Origin of the sequence: Halorussus halobius, from assembly GCF_004765805.1 — an archaeon.
Lineage (GTDB): Archaea > Halobacteriota > Halobacteria > Halobacteriales > Haladaptataceae > Halorussus > Halorussus halobius.
This window is the reverse complement of the sequence record NZ_ML219773.1, coordinates 1,021,770-1,034,454: the sequence shown is the minus strand read 5'-3', so window position 1 is coordinate 1,034,454 and position 12,685 is coordinate 1,021,770. Positions and strand designations below refer to the sequence as shown.

At 67.9% G+C, this 12,685-nt stretch carries 21 protein-coding genes; 3 read left to right on the top strand and 18 right to left on the bottom strand.

What is annotated here, in order from left to right; all coding sequences use genetic code 11:
• The first annotated feature begins 6 nt into the window (after nt 1–6).
• Nucleotides 7–801, top strand: coding sequence for an HpcH/HpaI aldolase family protein (locus EPL03_RS05305; RefSeq protein WP_135828274.1), 795 nt, complete (start codon nt 7–9; stop codon nt 799–801).
• A gap of 98 nt (nt 802–899) precedes the next feature.
• Here the strand turns inward: EPL03_RS05305 and secY are convergent, their stop codons facing one another.
• The gene (gene secY / locus EPL03_RS05300; protein WP_135828273.1) at nt 900–2,366 is read right to left on the bottom strand and encodes a preprotein translocase subunit SecY; all 1,467 of its coding nucleotides are present in this window, start codon (nt 2,364–2,366) and stop codon (nt 900–902) included.
• Between the two features lie 174 nt (nt 2,367–2,540).
• Between secY and EPL03_RS05295 the strand changes: the two genes are divergently transcribed.
• On the top strand, nt 2,541–3,221 hold the full coding sequence (locus tag EPL03_RS05295; protein ID WP_244605198.1) for a DUF6663 family protein: 681 nt from the start codon (nt 2,541–2,543) through the stop codon (nt 3,219–3,221).
• Nucleotides 3,222–3,276: 55 nt separating this feature from the next.
• On the opposite strand, the gene EPL03_RS05290 is transcribed toward EPL03_RS05295, so the two are convergent.
• Nucleotides 3,277–3,906 carry a helix-turn-helix domain-containing protein gene (locus EPL03_RS05290; RefSeq protein ID WP_135828272.1) on the bottom strand — a complete coding sequence of 210 codons (630 nt, stop codon included), beginning with the start codon at nt 3,904–3,906 and terminating at the stop codon, nt 3,277–3,279.
• 119 nt (nt 3,907–4,025) lie between these two features.
• On the opposite strand from EPL03_RS05290, the gene EPL03_RS05285 reads away from it, so the two are divergent.
• The gene (locus EPL03_RS05285; protein WP_210424901.1) at nt 4,026–4,556 is read left to right on the top strand and encodes a DUF4188 domain-containing protein; all 531 of its coding nucleotides are present in this window, start codon (nt 4,026–4,028) and stop codon (nt 4,554–4,556) included.
• Nucleotides 4,557–4,620: 64 nt separating this feature from the next.
• Here the strand turns inward: EPL03_RS05285 and EPL03_RS05280 are convergent, their stop codons facing one another.
• The 16 genes from EPL03_RS05280 to EPL03_RS05205 form a co-directional block, all read right to left on the bottom strand.
• On the bottom strand, nt 4,621–5,280 hold the full coding sequence (locus EPL03_RS05280) for an HAD family hydrolase (protein WP_135828271.1): 660 nt from the start codon (nt 5,278–5,280) through the stop codon (nt 4,621–4,623).
• 165 nt (nt 5,281–5,445) lie between these two features.
• Nucleotides 5,446–5,916 carry an uL15m family ribosomal protein gene (locus EPL03_RS05275; RefSeq protein ID WP_135828270.1) on the bottom strand — a complete coding sequence of 157 codons (471 nt, stop codon included), beginning with the start codon at nt 5,914–5,916 and terminating at the stop codon, nt 5,446–5,448.
• Nucleotides 5,913–6,377: a 50S ribosomal protein L30 gene (gene rpmD, locus EPL03_RS05270; RefSeq protein WP_135828269.1), complete on the bottom strand. Its 465-nt coding sequence runs from the start codon at nt 6,375–6,377 to the stop codon at nt 5,913–5,915. The genes EPL03_RS05275 and rpmD overlap by 4 nt, the downstream gene beginning before the upstream one ends.
• Nucleotides 6,377–7,018 (bottom strand): 30S ribosomal protein S5, encoded by a 642-nt coding sequence (locus EPL03_RS05265; RefSeq protein ID WP_135828268.1) that lies wholly within the window; start codon nt 7,016–7,018, stop codon nt 6,377–6,379. Before EPL03_RS05265 ends, rpmD begins: the two co-directional genes overlap by 1 nt.
• A gap of 3 nt (nt 7,019–7,021) precedes the next feature.
• Nucleotides 7,022–7,573, bottom strand: a complete 552-nt coding sequence (locus EPL03_RS05260; protein WP_135828267.1) for a 50S ribosomal protein L18 — start codon at nt 7,571–7,573, stop codon at nt 7,022–7,024.
• 2 nt (nt 7,574–7,575) lie between these two features.
• Nucleotides 7,576–8,016: a 50S ribosomal protein L19e gene (locus EPL03_RS05255; RefSeq protein ID WP_135828266.1), complete on the bottom strand. Its 441-nt coding sequence runs from the start codon at nt 8,014–8,016 to the stop codon at nt 7,576–7,578.
• Nucleotides 8,013–8,744 (bottom strand): 50S ribosomal protein L32e, encoded by a 732-nt coding sequence (locus tag EPL03_RS05250; RefSeq protein WP_135828265.1) that lies wholly within the window; start codon nt 8,742–8,744, stop codon nt 8,013–8,015. The genes EPL03_RS05255 and EPL03_RS05250 overlap by 4 nt, the downstream gene beginning before the upstream one ends.
• Nucleotides 8,745–8,747: 3 nt before the next feature.
• Nucleotides 8,748–9,284, bottom strand: coding sequence for a 50S ribosomal protein L6 (locus tag EPL03_RS05245; RefSeq protein WP_135828264.1), 537 nt, complete (start codon nt 9,282–9,284; stop codon nt 8,748–8,750).
• Between the two features lie 2 nt (nt 9,285–9,286).
• Complete coding sequence (locus tag EPL03_RS05240; RefSeq protein WP_135828263.1) at nt 9,287–9,679, bottom strand: 30S ribosomal protein S8; 393 nt, start codon at nt 9,677–9,679, stop codon at nt 9,287–9,289.
• A 2-nt stretch (nt 9,680–9,681) separates the two neighbouring features.
• The gene (locus tag EPL03_RS05235; RefSeq protein WP_135828262.1) at nt 9,682–9,864 is read right to left on the bottom strand and encodes a 30S ribosomal protein S14; all 183 of its coding nucleotides are present in this window, start codon (nt 9,862–9,864) and stop codon (nt 9,682–9,684) included.
• Nucleotides 9,861–10,385, bottom strand: coding sequence for a 50S ribosomal protein L5 (locus EPL03_RS05230; RefSeq protein ID WP_135828261.1), 525 nt, complete (start codon nt 10,383–10,385; stop codon nt 9,861–9,863). The genes EPL03_RS05235 and EPL03_RS05230 overlap by 4 nt, the downstream gene beginning before the upstream one ends.
• The gene (locus EPL03_RS05225; RefSeq protein WP_135828260.1) at nt 10,382–11,158 is read right to left on the bottom strand and encodes a 30S ribosomal protein S4e; all 777 of its coding nucleotides are present in this window, start codon (nt 11,156–11,158) and stop codon (nt 10,382–10,384) included. The genes EPL03_RS05230 and EPL03_RS05225 overlap by 4 nt, the downstream gene beginning before the upstream one ends.
• Complete coding sequence (gene rplX / locus EPL03_RS05220; RefSeq protein ID WP_135828259.1) at nt 11,155–11,511, bottom strand: 50S ribosomal protein L24; 357 nt, start codon at nt 11,509–11,511, stop codon at nt 11,155–11,157. Before rplX ends, EPL03_RS05225 begins: the two co-directional genes overlap by 4 nt.
• Nucleotides 11,508–11,906, bottom strand: a complete 399-nt coding sequence (locus EPL03_RS05215) for a 50S ribosomal protein L14 (protein ID WP_135828258.1) — start codon at nt 11,904–11,906, stop codon at nt 11,508–11,510. Before EPL03_RS05215 ends, rplX begins: the two co-directional genes overlap by 4 nt.
• Nucleotides 11,906–12,307 (bottom strand): 30S ribosomal protein S17, encoded by a 402-nt coding sequence (locus tag EPL03_RS05210; protein ID WP_135828257.1) that lies wholly within the window; start codon nt 12,305–12,307, stop codon nt 11,906–11,908. The genes EPL03_RS05215 and EPL03_RS05210 overlap by 1 nt, the downstream gene beginning before the upstream one ends.
• Nucleotides 12,298–12,681, bottom strand: a complete 384-nt coding sequence (locus EPL03_RS05205; RefSeq protein ID WP_135828256.1) for a ribonuclease P protein component 1 — start codon at nt 12,679–12,681, stop codon at nt 12,298–12,300. Before EPL03_RS05205 ends, EPL03_RS05210 begins: the two co-directional genes overlap by 10 nt.
• Between the last annotated feature and the right edge of the window lie 4 nt (nt 12,682–12,685).

The window sequence follows — 12,685 nt, the reverse complement described above, 5'->3', positions numbered from 1 at the left end:
TCCGCCATGGCGCAGTCACCGCGCACCAACGAACTGCGGCGCACGCTCGACGACGACGGGGTCGCGCTGGGGGTCCTCGACGACGCGTACAGCCCGACCCTGGTGGAGTTGTACGCCGAACTCGGGCTCGAGTTCGTGTGGGCCGACCTCGAACACGGCGGGCCCAGCCCGTGGGACGGCGACCGGCTCGCCGACCTGCTCCGGGCGACCGACGGCACCGACACCGAGTTGCTGGTCCGCCTGCCCGAACCCGACCCGGCGCTCGTCCGGAAGGCCCTCGACGCGGGCGTCCGGAACGTCTTCGTCTCCCGGGTCGAGACGGCCTCGGAAGCCGAGCGCGCGGTTCGGGCCTCCCGGTTCCGGTACGACGGCGAGGCCGGCGACCGTGGGTTCGCCAATCCGCGAGCGAGTCGGTGGGGGACGACCGACGACTACGTGGCGACCGAGGACGACGAGACGCTGGTCGGCGTGACTATCGAGACCGAGACCGCGATCGAGAACCTCGACGAGATTCTGGCCGTGCCCGAACTCGGTTTCGTGTTCCTCGGCCCGCTCGACCTCGCGGTGTCGCTGGGCCATCCCGGCGAGCCCGACCATCCCGACGTGCAGGACGCGGTCGAGGAAATTCTGGCGGCGAGCCGCGACGCCGGCGTTCCGGTCGGTGGCCTCGGCTTCGGGATGGACGACGTGAACGAGAAGGCCGAGGCGGGGTACCAACTGCTCAACCTCGGGAGCACGACCGGCGCGCTCGGCGGAGCCGTCGAATCGTGGTTCGAGGAGTACGGGACGAATGACCAGTAACTAGCTCGCCGGTTGAGACGCTCCCCGAACGCACTGTCTGACGGTGAACGAAACGTAGTCGACGCGAGAATCGTCGGCGGAGCCCGGGTGACCCGCCGTTATCCGAACATGTCCCGCATCATCGGGTGCATCTCCATCAGCTGCTCCTCGGCGATCTCCTCGTAAATCTTGTACGTGATCGAAACCGTCAGCAGCAGCCCCGTCCCGGTGACGTTCCCGACGGTGCCGAGCATGTTGGCCATCACGGCGAGCAGGCCGACCAGCGCGCCGCCGATGACGGTGACCTGCGGGATGTACCGCTCCATCACCTTCTCGATGACGCCGGTGTTCTGCCGGAAGCCCGGAATCTGCATCCCGGAGTTCTGTATCTGCTTGGCGGTCGCCTCCGGGCCCATGTCGGTCGTCTCCACCCAGAAGATGGCGAAGATGGCCCCGCCGATGACCATGAACGCGAGGTCGACTCCGACGCGAATCATGATCTGCCACGGCTCCTGGCCGGTCGCCTCGGCCCACCACATCCACTGGCCGGGCGACTGGATGGGTGCGGTGTAGTAGAACAGCCCGCCGGTCGGATTGCCGTTCGTGCCGTAGGACCCGAGCCAGCCGGGCATCCCGTTGCCGAGCTGGCTGTAGAGTATCTGGCCGAGGAACTGGAGGTTCTGCTGGAGCGCCCGCACGAGGATCATCGGCAGGACGCTGGCGTAGATGAGCTTCACGGGGAATCGACCACGGGCGCCCTTGACCCGGGCGTGGCTCAGCGGAATCTCGACCCGGACGCTCTCGGCGTACACGACGATGGCGAAGATGAGGACCGTGGTGACGAGCGCCAGCAACTGCCCCTCGCCGAGCACCAGCGCCTGCAGGCCGCCGGGGGTGAGCGGCGACTGTATGTCGACGCTCCCGGTGAGAATGCCGAACCACGTCGGGAGGAGGCCGGTCGGGCCGTCGAGGCCGGGCCACGCGAACAGGCCGCCGATGAGCCGCTGGCTCACGCCCGCGATGATGAACAGCCCGATACCGCTCCCGACGCCCCACTTGCTCACGATCTCGTCCATGAACAGGATGAGGATGCCCCCGACGGCGATCTGGCCGAAGATGAGCCACTGGACGCCGGTCTGGCCGAGGGGAAGGCTCCCGACGACCTGCTGGTCGACGGTCAGGAACCCGCCGGCGAACACCATCGGCAGACCGGTCAGACACACCATCACGAGCACCAGCACCTTCTGGAGGCCCTGATAGAGTATCTGGTCGCGGGGGTCGTCGGTGTCGAGTCCGAGCAGGTCCGCACCGCCGAGCAACTGGAGGACGATGCTCGCGGTGACTATCGGCCCGATGCCGAGCTGGAGGATGGTCCCCTGCCCGCCGGCCAGGATGGAACGGAACTGACCGAACGCGTCGTCACCGCCGACCTGGACGCCGTACAGGTAGATGTTCGTGAGGAAGAAATACAGAACCAGAATTCCCGCCGTCCACCCCAGCTTTCGCTTGAAGGGGACGTGGCCCTCCGGTCGTCGCACGGAGGGCATCCGGGTGAGTACCGGTTCCGCCGTCTCTTTCCAACTCATGTATCGGAATACATCAGACGGGGGCTTGTATGTGCTTCGCTTCGAACTACGTTCCGGCCGACGGGAGCCGAACGAAACCCTCGACAGGGTCGACCGACCGAGCGACATCAACCGGCCGAGCGACCGCCAGCGGCGATGCGAGTGCTTTTCCGGTCTCGGGCACCTACCGCGACCATGGACGACAATCCGTCCCCGGACGACGGCCCGTCAGCGGCGGCCGACCGACCCGCCGGCGAGCGGCCATCCGACCACGCCAGGTCGCCCGGCGAGGGGTCCCACTACCGGGTGCTGGGCGTGCCCGAGCCGGGACGGCTCCGCGTGCTCGACCGGGCAACGTACGAACCGGTCGTCACCGCCGACGACGGCCACGATGCCCCCGTAGACGACGTTCGACCGGGCTACCTGGTGGACGCCGCCCTCGACTGGTCGTCGGCCGAGCCGACCGTCGAGTCGCTGTCGGTCCGCCGCCCGACGCTGTACGCGTTCGCCGACGACGTCGACCCCGTCTTCGAGGTCGCCCGAGAGGCGTGGTCGGACGCCCGCGCGGTCGGCGACGCGATGAACAGCCGCGTGACCCGCAACACCGACAACGAGGTCAACGGCGTGCTGTACGTGTTCGCCGACGGCGGCGCGACCAGCACGTTCGAGGAGTTCCGCGACGGCGCGCGCCCCGTCGAGCCGCTGGTCGAGAAGGTCAACGACCGGGACGGCCCGGCTCCCCGGGAGGTGTTCGTGCTTCGACCCGAGAGCCGCGAGTTCGTCGTGGTCACGATAGCGCTCCGGAAGGGCGGCCGGTTCGCCGACACGCTCCGGGACACCTACGACGTGCCGCGACCGCCGGAACCGCTCGCCTGAGTCCCGAGTGCCCCCGGCGACGCCCCGGACGGCCAGACCGGCCGGCGAGACCCGGCTAGTCGGGGCCGAGGAGGTACCGCTTGAGAACCCGGCTCTGTCCGCGACGGAGTATCCCGCTCGCCGTCGACTTGTCGATACCAACCGCCTCCGAGACCTCGGCCAGCGTGGCCTCGCGTGGGACCTCGAAGTACCCCTCGCGGAGCGCCACCTCGAGGCACTCCCGCTGGCGGTCGGTCAGGACCGCACTCCCGTCGCCGCCCTCGACCACCGAGAGGAGTTCGTACTCGAACTCGCTGTCGTCCAGCGCGGCCCCGACCGCCTCGAACTGCTCGCGGGTCGCGGTCAGGTCGAACTCGAACCGCCCGTCCTCGACGACGACCGGGAACTCCGGCGGGAGCGAGGACCGGCCCAGAAACGCGTAGAGTCGCCGTTCGGTCGACTCGTACTGAGCGAGCACGCGCCGGTCGCCGGCGTAGAGCGAGTCGTAACTGACGACGTCGGCGTGGGACCGAATCGCCGCGGCGGCCGACGCGGCGTCCCCGCCGACTATCTCGCCCAGTTCCATCGCCCGTTCTCCGAGGGGGACGCCGGTGAGCAGTCTGAACGTCGCCTCCGGGAACGACCGCGACACCTCGGAAATCCACGTTCCCGGCGGAAGCGTCATCCGGAACCGCGCTCGAATCACCGACTCCCCTCCCGCGCCGTGCCGCTCCGCCCCGACACCGTGCCCGCGACGCCCGGTTTCGACCCTGAACCCAACATGTTGGTGAAACGGATATCCGCGAACCCGATAAAACTACGCCCGTGTCCGAACAGATACGCACCGAGCGCGTGACTGCAAGCATGGACGAGTCGTTCGTCGTGTTCGTCGTCGGGATGCGGGTCAACCGACTCTGGAAGGTGCACCGGTGGCTCCCGGTGGCGGTGGCGATGCCGCGAATGCTCCGCGAACTCGACGCCGACCCGGAGTCCGGTCTCCTGAACTACGAGACCGTGGCCAACCTGCGAACGGTCGTCACCGTCCAGTACTGGGACTCGTTCGAGAGCCTCCGGAAGTACGCTCGCGACGCCGAGAGCGAACACGTACCGGCGTGGGCCGCGTACGACGACTCGAACGCCGACGCTGGCGACGTCGGCATCTTCCACGAGACGTACGCTGTCGACCCCGACGACTACGAGACCGTGTACAACAACATGCCGGAGTTCGGTCTCGGCGTCCCCGGGCGGCTTCGCCGAGCCGAGGGGTCGCTCGAAACCGCGGGCGAGCGACTCGGCGTCGTCGAAGACGACCGGTTGGTCGTCGAGGACGGCCCGAAACCGGCCGGCGACGGATAGCCGGCCCTCGCCGTGCCCGCGGCGAGGGGCGGGGCGAAAGCGCCGTGGCGGCCGGCGGTCGCGCTCAGGCGCTGCAGATGTCGTGGAGGTCGTCGAGCCCCTCTATCTCCCACGTGGGCCAGACGTTCAGGTCCCAGTCGCGCCGGTGGGGACGCCGGATGAACGCCGAGTCGATGCCGGCGTTGTTCGCCGCCCGCACGTCCGACTCGTTGTCGCCGACGAACAGCGCCGAGTCGGCGTCGAGGTCGGCCAGCGCGCGGTCGATGTAGTGGGAGTTCGGCTTGCGACGGTCGAGGCTCTCGACGGTGGCCTCGCGGCCGTAGTAGGTGTCGAACAGGTGGTCGACGTCGAAGTGGTCGACGAGGAAGTCGACCGTCTCGTGCTGGTTCGAGCTGACGATTCCCATCGCGGCGTCGAGGTCCGCGAGCGTGTGAATGTCGTCGTACGGCGTCTTGCGCCCCTCGCGGGCCTCGACCTGCTGGGCCTGCGAGAGGTTGCGGTCGCGCGTGCGCCAGAACGTCTCCGGTTCGAGGCCGTACGCGCCACAGACGGTCTCCACGGTGTCGGGGGTCGCTCCGATAGTCATGTCCTCGACGTGGTCGGGGTCCGGGTCGGTCACGTCGAACTCCGTGAACGTCTCCCGGGTCGCGTCCCGGAGGACCTCGAAGTGCGTGCGACCGACGAGGACACCGTCGTTGTCGAAGACGACGGTATCGTAGGTCATACGTCGTCAATGAGCCCCGGGCTTAAAAGTGTTACATCCGCCCGTCGCTCGACCGAACGCGGGTCGACGCTCGAGGCCCCGGCGGCGTCGAGAGAGCGCGTCCCTACCGGGTCGACGGACGAAAGCCGGGAAAACAGGAGCTCGCGTCCAAATCGGGACTCGCGACTACTCGTCGTCGTCCGCGTCGGCTTCCTCGCCACGCTCGCTGAGGACGGCGTCGCCGCCCTCCTCCTCGATGAGTTCGACCGCGCTCGCCGAGAACGCGTCGGCTGTCACGTCCAGCTGATTCCGCACCTGGCCGTCGCCCAGCACCTTCACGGCGTCGGCCTCCCAGCCGTCCTCGACGACGTCGCGGGCGTCGACGCGGTAGCCGAACTCGGTCTCCTCGGCCACGCCGTCGGCCGCCAGCAGGGCGGCGTCCTCGTCGAGCTTCTGGACCGTGATGGTCAGGACCTCGTCTTTGACCTTCTCCGGCCGGTCGAAGCCGTGCTTGCCCAGCGGTTCGTAGTTGTGGAACTCGTGTTTGTCGCGGCCCGCGCGACCGCGGCCGCCGCGGTGGCCGGCACCGCGCCGGTTCTTGTGGCTGCCGCCGCCGTGGGTGCGGGAACCGCGCTGTCGTCGTTTCTTGTCCGTCATCGCATCGCCTCCAGCAGGGAGTCTATCCCCTCGGTGTCGTGCTTGCCGAGCTGGCCGCCCTCCTTGGTCGGGTGCTTGATGCCGTCGTGGCCGCCACGCGGCGGGTGGAGCCGGAGCACCGGCGAGAGACCCTCGTCGCGGAGCGTGGTCTCCTCGTTCAGCAACGCGGCCGCGAGGTCGCTCACGTCGTCGTAGTCGGTCTGGTCGGCGACCCACTCGTCGTCGATGGTCGCCGAACCCTCCAGGGGCTCGCCACGACGCTCGATGAGCGTCTCCAGGACGTCCCGGCTCGGCTCGCCGTAGGCGGTGTAGTCGTTGACCTTCGTTATCATCCCGCGGTAGGTGTCGGTGTCGGGTACCAGCGTCGCGTGGTTCACCCGGTGGAGGTTCAGCATCTCCAGGGTGTCCTGCGTGACCCCGTCCATGTCGACCTCGCCGCGGATCTGGACGACCGCCTTCATCAGTCGGCCACCTCCTCGCTGAAGTCCGTCCGGCCCCGGGGTGCCCGGGACTCGGCGGCGTTCTCCAGAGCGTTGTAGGTCGCCTTGGCGAGGTTGAGCGTGGTGCGGGTGTTGCCGTGGCTCTTGGTCCACGCGTTCTCGACGCCGCCCAGTTCCAGAATCTTGCGGACGGTGTCGGTCGCCGCCAGCCCCAGTCCGGTCGGGGCGGGCATCAGTTCGACCTCGACGCTGCCGGCCTTGCCGGTCGTCCGGCGGGCCAGCGAGTGGGGCCGTTCGCTGCGGTCCTCCCACGACCCCGCGCCGCGGTTGACCTCGATGATGTTCAGCTTCGCGACGTCTATGGCCTTCTGGATGGCACCGCCGACCTGGTCGTCGCGGCCCTCGGCGTAGCCGACGTAGCCGTCGCGGTTGCCGATGGCGACGACGCAGCGGAACTTGACTCGGCGACCGGAGTCGGTCATGCGCTGGACCATGTTGATGTCCAGCACCTCGTCCTCCAGTCCCGGCAGCAGCTGGTCGACCAGTTCGGACTCCTTGAGCGGGAGCCCGGAGTTGAGGGCCTCGGCCATCGTGTCGATCTCGCCCTCGGCGACTTTGCGGCCGAGACGGGTCTGGGGTTGCCAACCGTCGTTTGCGCTCATGTGTTAGTCCTCCATGATTGTCTCGCGCACTTCGTCGAAGTGCTCGGGTAGTTCGGTGGCGTCGAAGTCACCGCTGTACAGCGGCTCGTCGCGCTGGTCGGCGTACTCGGCGATGTGCTCGCCGCGCGTGCGCGACCAGTCGGCCAACACCGCGTCGTTGTGCGGGACGTCGAGGCCGGCGTCGATCGCGCCCTCCTGTACTGCAAACACCTTGCTGCCGGGCGTCGCCGTGTTGAGGCCGATGTCGAGCACCGCCTCGTCGACGCCCGCGTCGAGCGCTCGCTTGCCGGCCAGCAGCCCCGTGAGGTACGCGCTCGGGAGATTGCCCGTCGGGGCCTCCCAGCCGTACTCCTCGAGGTCGCCGGAGAATGCGCTCGCTGCCGTCTCGTCACCGTCCGGACCCATCGTGACCAGCTGCGCCCTGACGTGCCGGTTGCTCTTGCGAGCCACCAGCCGGGGCTTGCCCGATTTCAGCAGGCGCAACCTCTGATGGTAGTCGGTCCGGACCTCGCGCCGACGCCGCATCGGCACCGTGTATCGTGGTCCACTTGCCATTGTTAGTAGTTGCTCTCGATGTAGTTCAGCAGGTACTGGACGCTGCGGAACTCCCCGCCTTTGGCTTTGTCGTACAGGTCGCGGTACTGCGACCTGGTGATCTCGCCTTCGGCGCGGAGCTCCTTCAGCTTCCGTCGCTGCGCTCGAATCGTTCCTTCCCACTGTTCCTTGCGCTGCTGGCGGCCGCCGGACTTGCCCTTGCGGGTGCCGGCACCGGTCTGGTGACCGTAGTCGCGCTTGGCGTCGCGCTCGCGTGCGCGACCGCGGGAGTTGCCCTTTGCGTCTTTCGCTCGAATCGTGCCCTCGTCGACGAGTTCGCGGATGTCCTCGCGGGTAATCGCCTCCGCGATGTCGCCCTGGGCGTCCGGGTCGAACCAGACGCGGCTCTCGCCGACGTCGAGTACGTCCGATGCGAGTCGCTTCTGTGCGCTCAGGTCGCTCATTCTTCGACCTCCACTTCGACGTAGGTCGGGTTGAGCACCCGGATGTCGTCGTCCTCTGCCTGTTCCTCGATGCGCTCGCGCTTGCGCGCGCCGACTTTCGAGGCGATGCGGACCGCCTCGCGGTCGCCGTCCACGCCCTCCAGGTCGTCGACGTTGTGGACTCGGACTTCCTCGAAGCCGCTGGGGTGTTTGCCACGGACGGCTTCCGGCGTGCGGTAGCCGGCCTCGACTTTGTCGCCCTTGCCCTTGATGCCGCGGCGCTGCTTGGACAGCGTCCCCTTCGGACGCCGCCACGAGGAGGGCGTGCGCTTTTTCTTGTGGTAGTCCTGCCGGTTGAACTGCGGCTTGCCGACCCGCTTGCGCTGGGCCAGCAGTTCCGCCTCGCGGTCGGTGAGGTCGGGCGTCTTGTCGACCAGCCCGCGGGGCTGGAGTTCGGTCTCGACGTCCGCTTCGTCCTCGGCGGCTTCCTCGGACTCTTCGGGCTCGTCCTCTTCGATCTCGGCCTCGGTCTCCTCTTCGACTTCGAGACCGCCGACGTCGGCCTTCACGCGGGCCGCGAGGGCGTTCCCGATGCCTTCGACCTCGGCGAGGTCGTCCTGACTGGCCGCCTGCACGTCCGCGACCGACTCGTAGCCGGCCTCGCGGAGCGCGTCGGCCTTGCTCTCGCCCACGCCGCTGATGTCGTCCAGCGACTCGGGCTGCTCGGATTCGTTGTCGTCGTCAGCCATGCGTTAGACACCTCCCGTCTGGGGTTTCTCGGTGATGTAGACGCCGTCCTGGAAGACGCGCGTGTCCTTGCCCTGGACGCGAGTGAGCTGTTCGATGTCGGCGGCCGTCTGGCCGACGTCTTCGATGCTCGGGCCGCTCAGGACCAGCGTCTCGTCGTCGACCTCGACGCTCGTGTCGCCGTGAATCGGCGTGCGGCGCGGCGCTCGCTCGCCGAGGAAGTTCTCGATGACGACTTCCTCGTCCTCCGCGCGGACCTGCATCGGGAAGTGGGAGTAGAACACCTCCATGGTGTACTCCCAGCCCTCGGTCACGCCGTGGAACATGTTGCGGACGTGACTCTCGAAGGTCCCCACGGTCGCCGACGTCTTGGCGTCGTCCTCGTCGCTCTCGACGACCACGGAACCGTCCTCGACGGTCACCGACACGTCCGGGTACCAGAGGCGTCGGGTGACCGACCCCTCGGGCCCCTCGACGCTGAGGTCGAGGTGGTCCATCTCCGCAGTTACGTCGTCCGGAATTTCGAGTTCTGTTCGTGCCATCGTTAGTAGACGTACGCGATTATCTGGCCACCGACGCCGCGTTCGCGGGCCTCGTAGTGGCTCATGACGCCGCGGCTGGTCGTGACGACGAGCGCCCCGTAGTCGCGGGCCGGGAGGTATCGCTTCTCCCAGCGCTCAAAGTCGTCGGCCCCGGTCGAGTACCGGGGCTTGACCGCGCCGCACTCGTTTATCGCGCCCTTCAGTTCGACCTCGAACTGACCGGCCTTCCCGTCGTCGACGAACTCGAAGCCGTCGATGTACCCGCGGTCGTAGAAGACCTCGAGTACGCTGCCGATCTCGTTCGAGGCGGGCTGTACCGTGTGGTCCAGATGGCCGACGCCCTCGGCGTTGTCGAGTCCCGAGAGCGCGTTGGCCAGCGGATCGTTTCCTGCCATAGTTATCGATACTTGTTGAAGCCCATGCTCCGGGCGATCTCGCGGAAGCACTGCCGACACAGGTAGATGTCGTACTTGCCGACGAGTCCCTGCTTGCGGCCACAGCGCTGGCACTCCTCTATCTGGCCGGTGCGCTTGGCGGCGTGCTCCCCGGTCGCCTCGGAATCTGTCTCGCTTTCGCTCATCGTTCGATCTCCACGTCGAAGTTGGATTCGATGTACGCGACGGCGTCGTCGGCCGTCAGCTGGTGGCTCGACGGAATCGAGCGCGTCACCTTGTCTCGCTTGCTGACGCGGTAGCCCGGCCGGACGAGGTTGACCGTCACGTCGAGCCCGTAGATGCCGACGTTCGGGTCGTACTCCTGGCTCGGGAACTCGGTGTGTTCCTCGACGCCGAAGCTGAAGTTGCCGTTCTCGTCGAACTGGCTCGCCGCGACGTCGGCCAGCGGGAGCGCCTTCGCCAGGAACTCCTCTGCGGCCTCCTCGCGAAGGGTGACCTTCGCACCGATGGGGTCGCCCTGCCGGATGCCGAACTCCGGCTTGGTCGCTTTCGCCTGCGTCCGGACCGACTGCTGGCCGGTCACGCTCTCGAGGATGTCCTCGGCGTCCGCGAGCTCGCGGCCGCCCTCGCCGACGCCCATGTGGACGACGACCTTCTCGACGGTCGGCTCGCGCATCTCGTGGAACTCGGCCTCGGCTTCGCTCATTCGGCCTCACCTCCGTCGGCGTCCTCGTCGGACGCGGCGTCGTCGTCGCTCGCGTCGGCCGAGACGGCGTCCGTCTCGCCCGTGAAGTTCTCGTCGATGACGACGACGTACTCCTCGACGGTCTCGAACGTGTCCTCGCCGTCGACGCGCTCGACCACGACGTTGTTCGAGCCGCTGCCGGGCGTGACCTGAATCTCGGCTATCTCGCCGATCTCGCCCGAGTGGGCACCGCGAACTGCGGTCACGAGGCTCCCCTCCTCGTAGGGGAAGTGCGCGACGATGTCGTCGCCGTCGGTGGCGACCACGACGGAGTCGCCCGAGCCGTACTCGCCGTCCTCGTCCACGAGGACGTTCTGTCCGTCGTGGAGGTTGAGCTGAGTCCGGCCGCCGGCGACCTTGGTCTTGTCCTCTATCTTGCCGAGTTTGCTGTCGGCGGCGTCGGCGTCGATGGGGGTCAGCGCCAGCCGACCGCCCTCGCCGGGGAACACCCGGTAGAACTCCTCGCGGTCGGTGAACGCCAGGATGTCGAACATCCCGATGGGCCGGTCCTCGGCGACGTTGGCGTCGCCGTTGACCAGCACGCTGCCCTGTTCGAGCGCGTAGCGGGCTTCCTTCCGGGAGCCGACGTAGCCCAGCACGTCCCGCAGCAGGACGAGCAGGGGGACGCCGTCCTCGCCGTGCGGGCCGGACTCGGCCTTCACGGTGAAGGTTTCGGTCTTGCGCTCGACCGGCCAGGACTTCGGAACGGAGAGTCGCTTCTGGTGTTTCGTCATTGTTCGTCACCTCGGAGGCGCGCCTCGCGCCGGTCGTCGTCGAGGTCGAGGTCGGTCACGCGGAGGTTGCTCGCGTCGAGGGGTCGCGGGACCTCCTCGCCGTCGGCTTTCTCCAGCGTGACGTCCTCGACGTGGACCACGGCGTCGCGCAGGTCGACGTCGACGACCTCGCCCTCTTCGCCCGCGAAGTCACCGCGCAGCACCTCGACGGTGTCGCCGGCGTTGACCCGGACGCTCCGGGCGTCGAACTCCTCGCGCAGGTCGTCGGCCAGCGTGGCTTTGACCTGCTCGTGGCGCTCGTGGAGCGGGGCGCGCTCGGTCTGGGTTCGCTGTTTGCGTGGTTGTTCGGTCATACTATCATCGTAGCGGTGCTCGCGATGCTTCCGAACCGCTCGGCGACCTCCCGCGCGATGGGACCCTTGATCTCGGTCCCGCGAGGCTCCTCGACGTCGTCGATGACGACGGCGGCGTTGTCCTCGAACTTGACGCGGGTGCCGTCGGGCCGGCGGATGGGCTTGCGCTGTCGCACGACGACGGCGTCGAGCACCTGTCGTCGCATCTCGGGCGTGCCCTTGGTGACCGAGACGGTCACCTTGTCGCCGATGCCCGCCTTCGGATGACGGCTCTTGGTGCCCGAATAGCCCGAAACGCTGATGACCTTGACCTCGCGCGCGCCGGTGTTGTCGGCGCACGTCAGCAGCGAGCCCTTCTCGAGGCCCTGGGTCACGTCGGCCTTCAGCGCTTCCATCAGTCGTCACCTCCGAGGTCGCTGACCGACTCCTCGTCGGTGGATTCGGTGTGGTCGGTGCCGCCGGCTCCGAAGCTGCGCGTCGTCTCGAACTGCTCGACGACGACGTGGCTCTTGGTCTTCGAGAGCGGTCGGGTCTCTGCGATGCGGACCGTATCGCCGACTTCGAGGTCGATGCACGACGGGTGGTGGGCCGGAACGCGCGACCGACGCTTCATGTGTCGGTCGTACTTCGGCACCGGAACGTCGTACTCTCGCTCGACGATGACGGTCTTTTCCATGTCTGTGGAGGCGACCTCTCCTTCGAGCGTCTGACCGCGCACGGACAGCGTTCCGTGGAACGGACAGTTCTCGTCGGAGCAGGCCTCCTCCGGTTCGTCTACGTTTAATCCTATTGCCATGTGGAGTCACCTGCCTTCTCGGTGCGCAGTGCGGGTCGTGAGAGCAGTCGCGCGCCATCCACCGTAACGTAGGCCACGCCATCGCACGGCCCGGACTGACCGGCGCGGACGCCGGCAGTTTCCGACCCGCGTTCGGACGCGGTCCCCGACCGGTTGGCCCGGTCGGCGGGTTCATCTGTGAGCGCGAACTCGAACGTCGAGCCCTGCTTTTGCACCTGTCGCACCCGGTCGGCCGACGCGACGCTCAACGTCCCCCGCGTCTCGGCGACCACCCGGCCCTCGATACCGACGAGGGCCGGGTTGGCCGCGTCGACGACGCGGACCGGAAGCCCGTTGAGTTCGTGTCGGGTCAGCGTCTCGGGTGTCAGTGGCATGGTC